This is a genomic window from Amycolatopsis sp. NPDC049253, from assembly GCF_040678995.1.
GTDB lineage: Bacteria > Actinomycetota > Actinomycetes > Mycobacteriales > Pseudonocardiaceae > Amycolatopsis.
Window position 1 is genome coordinate 1 of sequence record NZ_JBFAQX010000009.1, and the last position, 14,936, is coordinate 14,936.

The following is a 14,936-nucleotide window of genomic DNA, read 5'->3' on the forward strand; positions in this document are numbered from 1 at the left end:
ACATAGTCGTCACCGTCACGGCGGGCGCGGGTCTTGATCGCGGCCACGTCGGAACCCAGATCGGGCTCCGACATCGAGAACGCGCCCCGCACCTCCCCGGTGGCCATCCTCGGCAGGTAGTGCCGCTTCTGCGCGTCGGTGCCGTGGCGGGAAATCATGTGCGCGACGATGAAATGCGTGTTGATCACACCCGAGACGCTCATCCAGCCGCGCGCGATCTCCTCCACCACCAGCGCGTAGGTGAGCAGCGACTCGCCCAGACCGCCGTATTCCTCGGGAATGGTCAGCCCGAACAGGCCCAGCGCCTTCATGCCCTCGACGATCTCCGCCGGATAGGCATCCGCGTGCTCCAGCGCCTGCGCGTGCGGGACGACCTCCTTGTCCACGAACGAACGCACGGTCGCGAGGATCTCGGACTGCACATCGGTCAGACCGGCGGTCCGGGCGAGGCGGGCCATCACGGGCTCCTTCCGCAGGGTTACCGCGGAGTATGGACGGCCGGGCGGGTACGCGCCTATGAGGGTGCTCACGCCGTGACCGCGGTTGCCCCGTTACTGTGCCGATCGTTACCAATCCGGCCACAGTCACGGCCGAACGGCTTCGGGGCAACGGTTACGTGCCGCGTGGGGGTCGGCCTGCTTTCGGCCGAATCAGTAAAGTGCGGTTCCGGGCAACCGGTGGCTGGGAAGGAGCGTGATGAACGAGAGCTACGAACACCCGTCATTCGAGCACCAGCCGTACCCGCCGCAGGGCCCGCCGCCGGGCGCGGGTCTGGCGATCGGGTCGCTGGTGTGCTCGATCGCGGGCTTCATCGTGTGCGCGCCCGCGGCGATCGCCGGGGTCGTGATGGGGCACATCGCCTACTACCGCTCGCGCCACGGGAGGGCGACCGGCGGGGCGCTGGCGATCGCCGGGTTCGTGATCGGTTACCTGGCGCTGGCCGTGTGGGGGATCATGATCCCGCTCGTGCTGCACGAGCTCGACAAGTACGGCGCCTTCGGCTGAGAAGGCTCGCGGTGGGCGACCACCAGAACCGAGGGGGAACCCGATGACCAACCCGTCCGAGCCGCAGGACCGGCCGAACGAGACCACGGCGTACGAGCCACCGGCGACCGCCTACCCCGGCTCCTACGAGCCGCCGGCCACCGCGGACCCGGCCCCGTACGACCCGCCGGCGGGCGACGCGACGGCGTTCAGCTCGCCCGACAGCGTCAGCTCGGCGAGCGACCAGCCGACGAGCTTCGCCGCGCCGGACAGCACGGGGGCCTCGGGCGAGACCGCTTTCGCCGCGCCGGGCTCGAACGACACCGCGTCGCCGTATGCGGCACCGGGCAGCACGACCGGTGAGCAGCCGTCCCCCTACGCCGCGCCCGGCAGCCAGCCCTCGGGCGGCTTCGCGATGCCCGGCCAGCCCGAGCCCGCCGCGTACCCCGGCGTCCAGCCAGCCGGTGCGTACGCGGCCCCGGCCTACCCCGGCCAGCCGTACCCGGGCCCGACCGCCTCGTACCCGGGCGCTCTCGCTGTTCCCGGTACGCCGGCCGCCGCGCCGTACGGCCAGCCCTACCCGCAGCAGCCCTACGGCCAGCCGTACTCGCCCTACGGCCCGCAGCAGTCCAACGGCCTCGCCATCGGCGCGCTCGTCTGCTCGCTGCTGGGCCTGCTCACGTGCCTGATCGCGATCCCCGGCATCGTCATGGGCCACATCGCGCTCGCGAAGGCCAACCGCGGCGAAGCGGGCGGCCGCGGCATGGCGCTGTCGGCCGTGGTGATCGGTTACGTGATCGTGGCGCTGTACGTGGGCTTCTTCGTCACGATCGTGATCCTCGGGACCAACGGCTACCTCGACAACTGACCGGAAAAGAACACTCGCGCGGCCCGTCTGGCGAGGCGGGCCGCGCGTGCGTCACTCGGTCAGCGCGTCGCCTTCCTGGCGCGGCTGCGGCGGGCCCAAGAACCCGTTGGTCTCGGACTTGTCCAGCGCGGGCCGCTCCGGCGAAGCCGCCTCCTCAGTCGCCGATTTCCCGGCCTTCGGCGTGTTCGAGTCGAGGAACCGCAGCAGCTCCACGGGGAACGGCAGCACGAGCGTCGAGTTCTTCTCCGCCGAAACCTGCACCACCGTCTCGAGCAGGCGCAGCTGCAACGCGCCCGGGTGGTCGCTCATCGCCGCCGCGGCCTGCGCGAGCTTTTCCGACGCCTGCAGCTCACCGTCGGCGGAGATCACGCGCGCGCGGCGTTCGCGTTCGGCCTCGGCCTGGCGGGACATCGAGCGCTTCATCGACTCCGGCAGGGCCACGTCCTTGATCTCGACGCGGTCGATGTGGATGCCCCAGTCGATCGCGGGGCTGTCGATCATGATCTCGAGGCCCTGGTTGAGCCGTTCCCGGTTCGACAGCAGGTCGTCGAGGTCGCTCTTGCCGATGATGGACCGCAGCGACGTCTGGGCCACCTGGCCGACGGCCGCGCGGTAGTCCTGCACGTTGACCGCGGCCAGCACCGGGTCGACCACGTTGAAGTACACGACGGCGTCGACGCGGACCGTCACGTTGTCGCGCGTGATGCCGTCCTGGCCGGGCACCGGCATGGTGACGATCTGCATGTTCACCTTGTGCATGCGGTCCGCAACCGGTACCAGGAGGGTCAGGCCGGGCCCGCGCACCTCCGGGCGCACCCGCCCGAAGCGGAACACCAGGCCACGTTCGAACTGTTTCACCACGCGTACACCGGAGGCGAGCCAGACTCCGCCCACGACGACCACCGCGCTGAGAATTTCAACGATCATGGCAGCTCCCCGGGATCGCAGAACCCCTGGATTTTTACTGTACGCGCGCTTGGTGCCCAGGGAAATGACTCGACGTGACTGCCACGATGGTCAAGTGCCCCGACTCGTGATCCCGCCGTCGTTCGCCACCCGCGCACCGCGGGCCCTCGGAGCGGCCTGCCTGCCGTGGCTGGCGTCGCTGCCCGACCTCGCCGACCGCTTCGCCCGCGAATGGGGCCTGGAGTTCGAAAGCGAGGCGATGCACGGGTTCGTCGGCGTCGTGCAGCCCGCGCGCCGGGCCGACGGCACGCCCGCCGTGCTCAAACTCGGCTGGCCGCACGAGGAATCGCGCGACGAGCCACTCGCACTGTCCACATGGGCCGGTCGCGGTGCTGTGCTGTTGCTGGAGTCCGCGCCCGAAGAAGGCGTGCAGCTGCTGGAACGCCTCGACCACACGCGGACGCTGCACACCGAGCCGGTGCTCGAAGCCGTGGAGATCATGAGCGAGCTCGCGCGCCGGCTGGCGGTGCCCGCGCCACCGGAGCTGTCGCGGACATTGCCCGGCGAAGCCGAGCGTCTGCTGGAGGAGCTGCCGAAGAGCTGGCACGACCTCGGCGGCCCGTTCCCCCGCCGCGAGCTCGACGCCGCCCTCGACGTGTGCCGCGGCCTCGGCCCCACCGCGGGCGCGCTGCTCGTGAACGAGGACCTGCACTACGAGAACGTGCTGGCCGCCCGGCGTGAACCGTGGCTCGTGATCGACCCCAAACCGATCGCCGGCGACCTCGAGTACGGGGTGTTCTCCTTGCTGTGGAACCGGTTCGACAAATCCACAGTGGACGCCAAGCTGGCCGCCACCGGGCTCGACCCCGAGCGCGCCCGCGCGTGGACGCTGGTGCGCGCGGTGCAGAACCGGCTCTGGTTCGAGTCGGATCTGCGTGACTTCACCGATCTCGGCGACGAGCAGCCCTCCTCCGAGGCTCTGCCCGCTTTGACCGCCTGGGCCTGGGAGTCCTAGCTGAGAGGACGCTGGCAAGACACGGTTCCCTGACGCGGGCGCCGGGGCCTGCTTGCGGATAGTGTCTGCCCCATGGCTGCCGTGAACAGGGTTTTCGTGGCTCGGCTGGCGGGTCTGCCGGTGTTCGGGCCCGACGGCGAGTCGATCGGGAAGGTCCGCGACGTCGTCGCGGGCCTGCGACTCGACCAGCAGCCGCCCCGCATCCTCGGCCTGGTGGTCGAGCTCGCGACGCGGCGGCGCGTTTTCGTGCCCATGCTGCGTGTCACCACGATCGAGCCGACGGCTGTGACCCTGGCCACCGGTTCGGTGAACATGCGGCACTTCACCCAGCGCCCCAACGAGGTCCTCGTGTGCGGGCAGCTGCTCGACGCGCACGCGTCACTCGCCGGCACCGAGACGCGCGTGACGGTGGTCGACGCCGCGATGGAACCCACCCGGACGCGCGACTGGGTGCTCGCGAAGCTCGCCATCCGCGAACGCCAGACCCGGCTCGGGATCGCACGCCGCCGTGCCGCGATGCACGTGCTGGCGTGGAACGAGGTCGCCGGGCTCGGCCTGACCGACCTCACCGGACAGCCGCAAGGCGCCGGACAGCTGCTGATGCTGTTCGACACCATGCGGGCCGTCGACATCGCCGCGACCGTGCGCGACCTGCCGCTCAAACGCCGGCACGAGGTCGCCGACGCGATGGACGACGAACGCCTCGCCGACGTACTGGAGGAGCTGCCCGACGACGACCAGAAGGAGCTGCTGGCCTACCTCTCGGAAGAGCGCGCGGCCGACATCCTCGAAGCGATGAGCCCGGACGACGCCGCCGACCTGCTGGCCGAGCTGGCGCCCGCCGACCAGAGCCGGCTGCTGGCGTTGATGGAGCCCGAGGAGTCGGAGCCGGTCCGGCGGCTGCTGGCGTACTCGTCCGACACCGCGGGCGGCCTGATGACCCCGGAGCCCGTGGTGCTCACGCCCGACGCGACCGTGGCCGAGGCGCTCGCGCACATCCGCAACGCCGACCTGCCTGCCGCGCTGGCCAGCATGGTGTTCGTGTGCCGCCCGCCGACGGCGACGCCGACCGGCCGGTTCGTGGGCGTGGCGCACTTCCAGCGCCTCCTGCGCGAGCCGCCCGCTGAGCTCGTGGCGAGTGCCGTGGACACCGACCTCACGGCGCTTCGGCCCGAGGCCTCGTTGGCCGAGGTCACGCGCTACTTCGCCGCGTACAACCTGGCGTGCGGTCCCGTGGTCGACGCCGAGGAGCACCTGCTGGGCGCCGTCACCGTCGACGACGTGCTCGACCACCTGCTGCCCGACGACTGGCGCGAAACCGGCCTGCACGACGTCGCCGACGTGCCCGCCGAGGTTCACGACCAGTCCAAAGCCCACCACCAGGAGGCCGACCGTGCCTGAACTCACCTCGGGCCGCCGGCTCGACCAGCCGCGCAGCCAGGCACGGTTCCGGCTCAACATCGACCCGGACACCTTCGGCCGCTTCACCGAGCGCATCGCCCGGTTCCTCGGCACGGGCAAGTACCTGTTCTGGCAGACGCTCATCGTCATCGTCTGGATCGTGCTGAACCTGGCCGCGGTGTCGCTGCGCTGGGACCCGTACCCGTTCATCTTGCTCAACCTGGCGTTTTCCACGCAGGCCGCGTACGCCGCCCCGCTGATTCTGCTGGCCCAGAACCGGCAGGACGACCGCGACCGCGTCTCGCTGGAAGAGGACCGCACGCGCGCCGCGCAGACGAAGGCCGACACCGAGTACCTGGCCCGCGAACTGGCGGCGCTGCGGCTCGCCGTCGGCGAGGTCGCGACCCGCGACTACCTGCGCAGCGAGCTCGACCGGCTGCGTGAGGACCTCGCGATGAGCCCCAAGTCACGCAAGCCGAAGCAGGCGGCGAAATCGGACGTGCCGACCGGTACGTAACATGGGGCAGGTGACGAGTACACAGCAGCTCCCCAGCGTCGACGACGTCCGCACCGCGCTGAAGGACGTGTACGACCCCGAAATCAAAAAGCCGATCACCGACCTCGGCATGGTCAAGGACGTCGTGGTCGGCGAAGACGGCGTGGTCGCCGTCGGCATCTACCTCACCGTGGCCGGCTGCCCGCTCAAGGCGACGCTGACCGAGGACACCACCAAGGCCGTCAAGAAGCTCCCCGGCGTCGCCGACGTGCGGGTGGAGCTCGACGTGATGAGCGACGAGCAGCGCACCGAGTTGCGCAAGTCGCTGCGCGGCGACTCCGCCGAGCCGGTGATCCCGTTCGCGCAGCCGGGCTCGATGACCCGCGTGTACTGCGTCGCGTCGGGCAAGGGCGGGGTCGGCAAGTCGTCCGTCACCGTGAACCTGGCCGCCGCGATGGCCGAGCGCGGCCTTTCGGTGGGTGTCGTGGACGCCGACATCTACGGCCACTCGATCCCCCGCATGCTGGGCGCGCGCGAGAAGCCGACCAAGGTCGAAACGATGATCATGCCGCCGCAGGCGCACGGCGTGAAGGTGATCTCGATCGGCATGTTCACGCCGGGCAACGCGCCGGTGGTGTGGCGCGGCCCGATGCTGCACCGCGCGTTGCAGCAGTTCCTCGCCGACGTGTTCTGGGGCGACCTCGACATCCTGCTGCTTGACCTGCCGCCGGGCACCGGCGACATCGCGATCTCCGTGGCGCAGCTGATCCCCAACGCGGAGATCCTCGTGGTCACCACGCCGCAGCAGGCCGCCGCCGAGGTGGCCGAGCGCGCGGGCGCGATCGCGATGCAGACGCGCCAGCGCGTGGCCGGCGTGATCGAGAACATGTCGTGGCTGGAGACGCCTTCGGGCGAGCGCATGGAGATCTTCGGCTCCGGCGGCGGCCAGGCCGTGGCCGACTCGCTGTCGAAGTCCGTGGGCTCGACCGTGCCGCTGCTGGGCCAGGTGCCGCTCGACCCGCGCCTGCGCGAGCAGGGCGACGAGGGCACGCCGATCGTGCTGGCGGAGCCGGACGCACCGGCGTCGCTCGTGCTCAAGGAAGCGGCGAAGAAGCTCACCGTCCGGGCCCGCGGCCTGGCGGGGATGATGCTGAACGTCAGCCCCGCCGGCCGCTGAGCCTGGCCGTTCGAACCGCTGGGTCCGCGCCTGCGATCAGGAGGCGCGGACGGTCGTCAGGAGCGTCTTGCCGGCACCCAGCGTCACCGCGGTGGCGCCGGGCTGCGTGACGGCCCAGTCGATGTTCGCGGCGTCGCCGGGGCCGACGGCGGTGGCGGCTTCGGGGTGGCCGTCGACGTTCACGTCGACCTGCTGGTCCGAGGTGAGCACGACGCGGACGCGGTCGCCGACCTGCACGTCGACGGTGCCGGCGGGCGGGTTGACCTTGCCCTTGCTCCAGTCGAGCGTGATCAGGACATTGACGTCGGGCACGCCGGTCTGGGCGCCGCGCTTCACGTAGGTCTGGTCGCCGGCCGGGGCGTTCAGCGTGCTGCTCGGGGCCGGGGAACCGGACGGGCCGCCGGTCGTCGCGGGAGCGGGCACCGACGTGTAGGTGGCCGGCGGCTGGGTGCTGGGCTCGTCGTCCGCGGTGCACCCGACGGCCAGGACACCCGCTGCGGCGATGATTGCGGCCAGGGCGCCCGCACGGCGTGACATGTCAGAGACCTCCAGGGTCGTTATGGGCGGTTCGCCCGAGGCTACCCAGGAAGTTCGTTTCGTCTTGCGAGAGGTCGGGTCACGTCGGGCCGGCAACGCGCCACAGCCAACTCGCCCGCTCCCGGCGCCGCAAGTCGGCACGCACCCGATGCGGCATGGTCCGGCCTAGGTCACACCCTGACGGGTCGCAACCGGACGGACCCGGCGCTCAGGTGGCGTCGGGGTCGACCGGGGGCCGCTCGCCCGGCTTGAGCGGTTCGGCCTGCGGCGTGGCGCTCTGCGGCTTCACGGCGTGGGAACCGTTGGACCCGTTCGTCCCGTTCGAACCGTTCGTGGAGTTGAAGCTGTTGAGCCCCAACGGATCCGCGTCGCCGTCGAACAGGTGCTGGGTCACGACCCGCTTGGGGTCGAAGTTGCGCAGCCCGCGGAGGTCTTCCAGCGGCTTGCGGAGCTGGTCGAACTCCGGCCCCATCTCCTCGCGCAGCTGCGCGCGCGCACCGTTGGCGAACTCGCGGACCTTGCGCACGCTCTTCGCCAACCACGACGCGGCTTCCGGAAGCCGCTCCGGGCCGAGGATGAAGAGACCGGCGACGATGAGCACGAGGATCTCGCCCCATCCGACACTGTCGAACACCCGTGAACCTCCGCTCGGTGCTTCCCCCGTCAGAGTACCCGGGCCGCCCCGCGTTCCGGCAGGCCCGAAGGGCGAAGCGGGGCTTAAGACGATGTGACGTCGATCAGTCGGACCCGAGAGTCACGTCGACGACCAGCACCGCGCCGGCTCGCGCGAGCTGCACCGGCACGACCTCACCGACGTCGTGGTTGCGGACGGCCACGGTCAGCTCCGCGGAGTCACGCACCAGCCGGTCGCCGATCTTCGTGATCACGTCGCCCTCCTTGATGCCGGCGGCGGCGGCCGGACCGCCTGCCTCCACGTTCTTCACCTGCGCACCCATCGTGGACGAGCCGGCGACCGTCGAGGAGGCGTTGATGCCGATGTCCGCGTGGACGACCTTGCCGTCCTTGATGAGCGCCTTCGCGATCTTCATCGCGTAGTCGCTCGGGATGGCGAAGCCGATGCCGATGCTGCCGCCGTCGGCGCTCGACGAGCGGATCGACGAGTTGATGCCCACCAGCGCGCCGGTGGAGTCGACGAGCGCGCCACCGGAGTTGCCGTGGTTGATGGCGGCGTCGGTCTGGATGGCTTCGTAGGTCACGGGCGGCTCGCCGCTGTCGCCGCCGGCGGTGATCGGCCGGTCGAGCGCGCTGACGATGCCCGACGTCACGGAGTTCTGCAGCGCCAGCGGAGAACCGACGGCGATCACGGCGTCGCCCACCTGCAGGTCGGACGACTTGCCGATCTGCATCACCACGGGGTTGGTCACGTTGACCTTCACCACGGCGAGGTCGGTCTTCTGGTCGGAGCCGACGATCTTGGCCTCGGTGCGCGTGCCGTCGTTGAAGATCGCGGTGATCTTCACGGTCGGGTCGGCGACGGCGGTGGTGACGACGTGCTCGTTGGTGAGGATGTAGCCCTGCGGGTCGATCATCACGCCCGAGCCCTGCTCACCGGAGTCGGCGCCGGGCTTGAAGACCTCGAGCGACACGACCGCGGGCGAGACGCGCTTCGCGATGTCGGCGATCGACCCCGGCGGGCGTTCCTTCGACGCTTGGGCCTCGGAGATCGTGGCGCTGCCGGTAAGCGCCGAACCCGTGTCGGCGATCCACCAGCCGACCAGCCCGCCGACCGCACCCACCAGCAGCGCGACCACACCGAGCAGCGCCAGCGCCTTCGGCTGCACGCGACGGCCGAACAGCACCTCGGGCAGGCTCAGCAGCGCGCCGGACGGACGTTTACCGGGCTTCTCCTCGTCTTCCGCGGGCATCGCCGGGCCGGCCAGCACGGCGCCGGCCGCGGGATCACGCCACGGGTCGCGCGGGTCCGTCCACAGGGGATCCTCGGGCGCGGGCTGCTCGCCGGTCGCCTCGCGCGGGCGCTCCAGCACCACCCCCTCGGCACCCGGCGGCCGGCGGAACGCCTCCGCGAGCGACTCGGGCGTGGGCGGCGCCAGGTCGAGGTTGCCCTTGCCGTTGGTGGCGGGCGTGTAGAGCTTGTCGAACGCCCCGTCGACACCACGCGGCCGGCCGAACACCGCTTCCTGCGCCGGGTCCACGGCGGGGCGGTCGAGCGGCCGGGGTCCCAGCCGGTCGTCGCCCGCGGCAGGCGGCTGGGCGGAGTTCGCGTTCGGCTGCTCGGTCATCATTCCCCGGGGCTGAGATCAGGTGGCTGGGCGTGACGATACCCAAGCCTCGACGTCCGAGTCTGCCCAGACGACGGTGAAATGGCTGTTGCCCCGCGCTCGCCATCCGTTCTGCCGCGGTGGTCGGAGCCGCTCGCCAGGGCAGGTTGGCAGCTATCCCACTGCGGCGCCGACTCCGAGAGCTGGAGCGCCGGCGACCGTTCAGCCGACCGGCGCAGCGGGACATGGCTGTTGCCCCGCACCGCTACCTCCCCCTGGAGAAGCGGTGCGGGCGGCTCAGCGAGCCGGAACCGGGGTCAGCCGGTCGACCACCGGCGTGGCGGTGGTCGACGTCGGGGACGGAGGCGGCAGCGTCGGCTCGGAGCGGGGTACGGCCATCTGGGCGGGCAGCAGGTTGGCGTTGGGCTGCGGCACGCCGCCGGTGTCCGGGGCGCCCTCGCCGCTGTCGGCGGTGGTGCCGACGAGAGCCAGCGCGCTCAGCACCAGCCCGGAGACGACGACGCCCGCGCCTTGGGCGGCGCGTTTACGGGTGAGGGTGAAACGGCCGCCGCCGAGCACGTGGGACGAGTGCCCGAGCGGCGTGGACGAGCCCAACGGGGCAGTACCTCCGAGAACCCCCGCGTCACGCAGGCCTGCGACCCGGTCCGGGCGCTGGATGGCGACGAGCTGGCCGTCGGCCGTCATCGCCAGGTTGTCGGGAGTGCCGGGCAGTTCGGTGTGGTCCGGGATCGACCGCAGGCTCGCGAGGAAGCCGGCCGACATCGACGGCTCACCGGCGCGCTTCACGGCCTCGACGGCCTGCCGCTGGGCGGCGACCTCGGCAGCGCACCCCGGGCAGCGGGCGATGTGGGCCGACGCGCGGTCCTGCGCGCCGAGCGACAGCTCGCCGTCGACCAGGGCGACCACGACGTCGGGAAGCAAGTGCGACTCGGGGAGACCCCACCCTCGCGCAGCGGTCATACCGGCACCTTCACAGACTCGTCCCGAAGCGCACGGCGGCGCTCCAGCGACGCACGCAACGCCTGCCGGCCGCGGTGGATGCGGCTGCGGACGGTGCCGAGCTTGACACCCAGCGTGGCGCCGATCTCCTCGTACGAGAGGCCTTCGACGTCGCAGAGCACCACGGCGGCCCGGAACTCCGGAGGCAGCTCGTCGAGCGCCTCCTGCAGGTCGGGGTCGAGGTGCGTGTCGGTGTAGACCTGCTCGGGGCTCGGGTCGTCGCCGACGATGCGGTCGGTGTCGTCCGGCAGCCCCTCCATGCGCACGCGCGAGCGGCGGCGCGCCATGTCGAGGAACAGGTTCGTGGTGATGCGGTGGAGCCAGCCCTCGAAGGTGCCCGGCTTGTACGACGCGAGCGAGCGGAAGACGCGGATGAACGTCTCCTGCGTGAGGTCCTCGGCGTCGTGGCTGTTGCCCGTGAGGCGGTATGCCAGGCGATAGACGCGGTCGGCGTGTTCGCGCACGACCTCGTCCCATGACGGGGGCGTCCAGGTGGCCTCGCCCGAGTCCACGGTCACCAGCTCGGGTTCCGACTTGTCAGCGGTCTGCATCAGGGGAGCAGGCACCTCCATCTGCGACTCTCCTCTTCTGCTCAGCCAACGCTGCTCTCGGGCACGGTGTTCCCGCACGGTCGAGATTGAGTTTGTCGGGTCTCCTTATGGTTCTAGTGAGACAGGACTGAGAGCAGGCTGAGAAGTTATTTCGGCGGGCTTACCAGGGAGCCTTCGCTGATTTATCGACAAGCAACGCTAACCTTCGCGCGTGAGTTCCGGGACGCATGCGGCCTCGGCGGCCGAGCCGGTCGGCGCCGAGTACGTCGACGGGTACCTTCCCGACGACGACGTACTGGCCGCGGCGCGGGCGCGCGCGGCCGACCTGGGCTGCGCCCCGCTGGCGTCGGGGGCGGGCGCGACCTTGCGTTTCCTCGCCGCGACGCTCGGCGCGCGGGCCGTGGTGGAGGTCGGCACGGGGGTCGGGGTGAGCGGCCTGCACCTGCTGCGCGGGATGGCCCCCGACGGCGTGCTGACGTCGATCGACCTCGAGCCGGAGTACCAGCGCGCGGCGCGCAAGACGTTCCTCGAAGCCGGCATCCCGCCCGGCCGCACGCGGCTGATCGTCGGCCGAGCCCTCGACGTGCTCCCCCGGCTCACGCCCGGCGGCTACGACCTGGTGTTCATCGACGCGGCGCGCCTCGAGTTCCCCAACTACTACGAGAAGGGCGTCTCGCTGCTGCGCCGCGGCGGGATCATCGCCTTCCACAACGTGCTGGCCGGCGGCCGCGTCGCCGACCCGTCGCGGCGGGACCCCGAGACACTCGCCCTGCGCGAGGTCGCGCGGGCGATGCGGGAGGACGAACGCCTGGTCCCGGCCCTGTTGCCGGTCGGCGGCGGGCTGCTGGTGGCGGCGGTCGGCTGAGGTTCTACGTGTGCGCCAGCTCGCGGGTGCGGACGTGGACCGTGGTGCCCACGCCGACGGCGGCCGCGGCCAACGCGAGCCACACGGCCACGGCGGCGATGAGCCAGGCCCAGCCGGCTTCGCCGTAGATCACCGCGCCGACCGCGCCGCCGACGCTGCTGCCGAGGTAGTACATGAGCGTGTAGCAGCCGCCGGTCTGGCCGCGGGCGTTCTCGGGTGCCTCGGCGGCGGCCCAGCTGTTGGCGATGGCGTGGGCGGCGAAGAACGAGCAGGTCAGCACCACAAAACCGACCGCGACCATCGCCACGGATTCCGGGATGGTGAGCGCCGCGCCGACGGCCATGAGCAGCAGCGCGCCGATGATCGCGCGGCGGCGGCCGATTCTCGTCGCCAGCCGGTTGGCCGTCGCCGAGGAGACCGAGCCCAGCGCGTAGGCGAGGAAGACGAGTGACGCGATGGCCGGCGAGAGGTGCAGCTCGCCGGTGAGGCGGAAGCCCGCGGCGTTGTAGAGCGCGACGAACGAGCCCATCGCCAGCAGCGCGACGGCGTACTGGGCCAGGAGCACGGGTTTGCGCACGGCGTGGAGCAGGCCGACGCCGACGTCACGCAGGGATTGGCGGTCTTCCTGGTGCTGCCGGCCCCTCGGCAGCACCACGACGGTGACGATCGCGCAGACCAGCGAGATGCCGGCCACGACGTACAGCGCGCCGCGCCAGCCCAGCGGACCCGCGGTGAAGCCCGTCGCGAGGCGACCGGTCATGCCGCCGATGGAGTTGCCGGCGATCATCGCGCCCACGGCCGCCGCGACCCCGACCTTGCCGAGCCGTTCGACGAGGTACGCCGTGGCGACGCCCGGGAAGCCCGCGATCGCCACCCCCTGGACGGCGCGCAGCACCAGCATCACCGAGTACGACGGCACGAGCGGCAGCAGCAGCCCCAGCACCGCCGAGATCACCACCGAAGCGATGATCACCGACCGCCGCCCGACCACTTCGGACAGTGCCGCGATGGGCAGCACCGAGATCGCCAGCGCACCCGTCGCCACGCTCACCGCGAGCGACGCGCCACCGGGGTCGAGGTGGTACTGCTGCGCGAGCTGCGGCAGCACCGGCTGCGGCGCGTAGAGCAGCGCGAACGACGTGAACCCGGCAGCGGCGACGGCGACCTTGACCCGGACGGTGGTGCTGGCTGTAGTGGTCACGTCTGCCGAAAGTAAGGAGAGCTAACCAATACGTCCAATACGGTCATGCGCGATAATCCATACTGTGACGCATGAACGCCTGACTTCCCAGCTCGCACCCCACCTGCTGCTCCTCGCGACCCTGCGGAGCACGAGGAACGTCACACGCACGGCCGAGCTGCTGGGTGTGCCGCAGCCCACGGTGAGCCGTCGGCTGGCGGCGCTCGCGGAGTCGTTGGGGGCGCCGTTGACGGTGCCGGACGGGCGGGGGATCCGGCTGACGCGCGCCGCGGAGTTGCTGGCGGAGGCTGCTGAGCGGGCGTTGGCTTCCGTGGACGCCGGGGCGCGGCTGGCTCGGGAGGAGATCGAGCCGGAGAGCGGGCGGGTGGTGCTCGGGTTCCTGCATCTGCTGGGGAGGTCGTTGGTGCCGTCGTTGCTGCGGGGGTACCGGGCGCAGGTGCCGGGGGCGCGGTTCACGTTGGTGCAGGGGTCTCGGCAGGAGATGGTGGATCGGCTTGCCGGTGGCGAGCTGGATTTGGCGTTGCTGGCGCCGGTTCCTGACGATGTGGTGTTCGAGACGGCGGTGTTGGCGACGCAGCCGATTTTGCTGTCGGTGCCGGCGGGGCATCGGCTGGCGGGACGTCGTGGGGTGCGGATGGAGGAGTTGGCGGAGGAGGAGTTCGTGTTGCTGGAGCCCGGGTACGGGCTTCGGCGGATCACGGACGAGTTGTGTGCGGCGGCGGGGTTTTCGCCGAGGATTGCGTTCGAGGGGCAGGAGTCGGACACCGTGCGGGGGTTGGTGGCCGCTGGGTTGGGGGTGGCGTTGCTGCCGCATTTCGAGCCGGGGGCGCCGGCTGGGGTGGCGGAGGTGCCGATAGAGCCGCCGGTGGGGAGGACGATCGGGTTGGCTTGGCGGAGGGGGGAGCCGGTCAGTCGGGCTGTGCGGGTTTTTCGGGAGTTTGTGTTGGGGATGGATTGGTGAGGTTCTTCGGGTTGTTTGGTTCGCGGTTCTTTGGGTTCTTCGGTCCTTCGCGGGGGCGTGTTGCGTTGGGGGTGCACCCCGAAGCTGGATTGTGTTGACGGCCGGTGAGCCGTTGTCAAGGCGGGAAAGCGTGCCTTGACAACGGCTCGCCGGCCGCAAGGAGGCTTCGGATCGGGGTGCCGGGGAGGGGCTGGGTGCAGGGTCTGCCGGGTGGGTTGGCGGCGGTTGGTGAGGGTGGATGCGGCCAGGGTGCAGGGTGCGGTCGCGCGGGTGCGTGGCGGTTGGTGGGGGTGGCGCAGCCTGGGTGCAGGGTCCGCTCGGTGGATTGGCGGCGGTTGGTGAGGGTGGATGCAGCCTGGGTGCAGGGTGGGGTCGCGCGGGTGCGTGGCGGTTGGTGGGGGCGGCGCGGCCTGGGTGCAGGGTGCGGTCGCGCGCGTGCGTGGCGGTTGGTGGGGGCGGCGCGGCCTGGGTGCAGGGTGCGGTCGCGCGCGTGCGTGGCGGTTGGTGAGGGCGGCGCAGCCTGGGTGCAGGGTGCGGTCGCGTGGGTGAGTGGCGGTTGGTGGGGCGGCGCGGCCTGGGTGCAGGTTTCGTCGCGTGGGTGAGTGGCGGTCGGTGGGGGCGACGCGGCCTGGGTGCAGGGTGCGGTCGCGCGCGTGCGTGGCGGTTGGTGAGGGCGGCGCAGCCTGGGTGGGTGGTGAGTTGGGCAGGCGGGTG

General features: G+C 71.3%; 16 protein-coding genes. 8 read left to right on the forward strand and 8 right to left on the reverse strand.

What is annotated here, in order from left to right; translation table 11 throughout:
- On the reverse strand, positions 1 to 458 hold a 458-nt coding region (locus AB0K15_RS21375; protein ID WP_364052957.1), incomplete at its 3' end, for an acyl-CoA dehydrogenase family protein.
- Between the two features lie 238 nt (positions 459 to 696).
- Between AB0K15_RS21375 and AB0K15_RS21380 the strand changes: the two genes are divergently transcribed.
- Positions 697 to 1,005 (forward strand): DUF4190 domain-containing protein, encoded by a 309-nt coding sequence (locus AB0K15_RS21380; protein WP_285970319.1) that lies wholly within the window; start codon positions 697 to 699, stop codon positions 1,003 to 1,005.
- Between the two features lie 43 nt (positions 1,006 to 1,048).
- Positions 1,049 to 1,852 carry a DUF4190 domain-containing protein gene (locus AB0K15_RS21385; RefSeq protein WP_364052960.1) on the forward strand — a complete coding sequence of 268 codons (804 nt, stop codon included), beginning with the start codon at positions 1,049 to 1,051 and terminating at the stop codon, positions 1,850 to 1,852.
- A 51-nt stretch (positions 1,853 to 1,903) separates the two neighbouring features.
- On the opposite strand, the gene AB0K15_RS21390 is transcribed toward AB0K15_RS21385, so the two are convergent.
- The gene (locus tag AB0K15_RS21390; protein WP_364052963.1) at positions 1,904 to 2,779 is read right to left on the reverse strand and encodes a slipin family protein; all 876 of its coding nucleotides are present in this window, start codon (positions 2,777 to 2,779) and stop codon (positions 1,904 to 1,906) included.
- Positions 2,780 to 2,885: 106 nt separating this feature from the next.
- Between AB0K15_RS21390 and AB0K15_RS21395 the strand changes: the two genes are divergently transcribed.
- The 4 genes from AB0K15_RS21395 to AB0K15_RS21410 all read left to right on the forward strand — a co-directional run bounded on the left by AB0K15_RS21395 (position 2,886) and on the right by AB0K15_RS21410 (position 6,847).
- A complete protein-coding gene (locus AB0K15_RS21395) occupies positions 2,886 to 3,773 on the forward strand; it encodes an aminoglycoside phosphotransferase family protein (RefSeq protein WP_364053823.1) in 888 nt (295 codons plus the stop codon).
- A 72-nt stretch (positions 3,774 to 3,845) separates the two neighbouring features.
- Positions 3,846 to 5,174, forward strand: a complete 1,329-nt coding sequence (locus AB0K15_RS21400; protein WP_364052966.1) for a CBS domain-containing protein — start codon at positions 3,846 to 3,848, stop codon at positions 5,172 to 5,174.
- Positions 5,167 to 5,691, forward strand: a complete 525-nt coding sequence (locus AB0K15_RS21405; RefSeq protein WP_364052969.1) for a DUF1003 domain-containing protein — start codon at positions 5,167 to 5,169, stop codon at positions 5,689 to 5,691. Before AB0K15_RS21400 ends, AB0K15_RS21405 begins: the two co-directional genes overlap by 8 nt.
- Positions 5,692 to 5,701: 10 nt before the next feature.
- Positions 5,702 to 6,847 (forward strand): P-loop NTPase, encoded by a 1,146-nt coding sequence (locus tag AB0K15_RS21410; protein WP_364052972.1) that lies wholly within the window; start codon positions 5,702 to 5,704, stop codon positions 6,845 to 6,847.
- 36 nt (positions 6,848 to 6,883) lie between these two features.
- On the opposite strand, the gene AB0K15_RS21415 is transcribed toward AB0K15_RS21410, so the two are convergent.
- From AB0K15_RS21415 to sigE, 5 genes are all read right to left on the reverse strand, one after another.
- The gene (locus AB0K15_RS21415) at positions 6,884 to 7,384 is read right to left on the reverse strand and encodes a hypothetical protein (protein WP_364052975.1); all 501 of its coding nucleotides are present in this window, start codon (positions 7,382 to 7,384) and stop codon (positions 6,884 to 6,886) included.
- 208 nt (positions 7,385 to 7,592) lie between these two features.
- Positions 7,593 to 8,018 (reverse strand): Sec-independent protein translocase protein TatB, encoded by a 426-nt coding sequence (tatB, locus tag AB0K15_RS21420; RefSeq protein ID WP_364052978.1) that lies wholly within the window; start codon positions 8,016 to 8,018, stop codon positions 7,593 to 7,595.
- Between the two features lie 103 nt (positions 8,019 to 8,121).
- Positions 8,122 to 9,645, reverse strand: coding sequence for a trypsin-like peptidase domain-containing protein (locus AB0K15_RS21425; protein WP_364052981.1), 1,524 nt, complete (start codon positions 9,643 to 9,645; stop codon positions 8,122 to 8,124).
- Between the two features lie 276 nt (positions 9,646 to 9,921).
- Entirely contained in the window at positions 9,922 to 10,605 is a 684-nt protein-coding gene (locus AB0K15_RS21430; protein WP_364052984.1) for a zf-HC2 domain-containing protein, read from the reverse strand.
- Complete coding sequence (gene sigE / locus AB0K15_RS21435; protein WP_364052987.1) at positions 10,602 to 11,216, reverse strand: RNA polymerase sigma factor SigE; 615 nt, start codon at positions 11,214 to 11,216, stop codon at positions 10,602 to 10,604. The genes AB0K15_RS21430 and sigE overlap by 4 nt, the downstream gene beginning before the upstream one ends.
- A 190-nt stretch (positions 11,217 to 11,406) precedes the next feature.
- Between sigE and AB0K15_RS21440 the strand changes: the two genes are divergently transcribed.
- Entirely contained in the window at positions 11,407 to 12,060 is a 654-nt protein-coding gene (locus AB0K15_RS21440; protein WP_220246413.1) for an O-methyltransferase, read from the forward strand.
- A 4-nt stretch (positions 12,061 to 12,064) separates the two neighbouring features.
- Here AB0K15_RS21440 and AB0K15_RS21445 read toward each other — a convergent pair whose 3' ends face one another.
- The gene (locus AB0K15_RS21445; protein WP_364052991.1) at positions 12,065 to 13,261 is read right to left on the reverse strand and encodes an MFS transporter; all 1,197 of its coding nucleotides are present in this window, start codon (positions 13,259 to 13,261) and stop codon (positions 12,065 to 12,067) included.
- A 64-nt stretch (positions 13,262 to 13,325) separates the two neighbouring features.
- Between AB0K15_RS21445 and AB0K15_RS21450 the strand changes: the two genes are divergently transcribed.
- Positions 13,326 to 14,222 carry a LysR family transcriptional regulator gene (locus tag AB0K15_RS21450; protein WP_364052994.1) on the forward strand — a complete coding sequence of 299 codons (897 nt, stop codon included), beginning with the start codon at positions 13,326 to 13,328 and terminating at the stop codon, positions 14,220 to 14,222.
- Positions 14,223 to 14,936: the final 714 nt, after the last annotated feature.